At 38.5% G+C, this 584-nt stretch carries 1 protein-coding gene; it reads left to right on the plus strand.

Features of this window, described 5'->3' with window-relative positions; genetic code table 11:
- Nucleotides 1-584, plus strand: a 584-nt coding sequence (locus D7V92_RS22125; RefSeq protein WP_158598897.1) for a hypothetical protein, incomplete at both ends; no start/stop codon positions are given.

A 584-nucleotide genomic window follows, 5' to 3' on the forward strand; every position in this document is an offset into this window, starting at 1 on the left:
CTCAATGTGCCAGATTCCAACTATTTCACGATTCGCAAGGAACTGTTGGAAAAGGATATTCCTGTAGGTGTAATAGGATATGTCCTGTTGCTTAAATGCTTATGCTTGAATGGTACAAATACCTGCTTTTATAACCTGTTGGAAATCTCCAATAAATTGAAAGTTGGCTATTCCACCCTGAAAGGCAAAAACGGGTTGCACCAGAAAGCCATTGATTACGGCTTGATAACGGACGATAAAGTGAGGTACGAGGGGAAATCCACGATCAGACATATCATTATGGATTCTAACATCTTACTTGGTGATGGTTTGGATATTCCAGACCTGAATACGGAAGAACACGGTATTTATGTGGAACAATATGATATTATCCGTTCCTGCTGTCTGGATCATGATATATATCCTCCCAGATATGACGAACAGGTGATTCGCAAAATCATGAATCATTTTGTGGATGACAATTTGAAAAACGCCTTAAATAGACGGCTTGACAAGGTGAAAGAGGATCATATCTATAGCCTGAACTATATAGCCAAAATGCTGAACATTCAGATGGATTCACCAAGTAAAGAAGAATATACATT

The organism is Parabacteroides sp. CH2-D42-20, assembly GCF_003670185.1.
Lineage (GTDB): Bacteria > Bacteroidota > Bacteroidia > Bacteroidales > Tannerellaceae > Parabacteroides > Parabacteroides distasonis.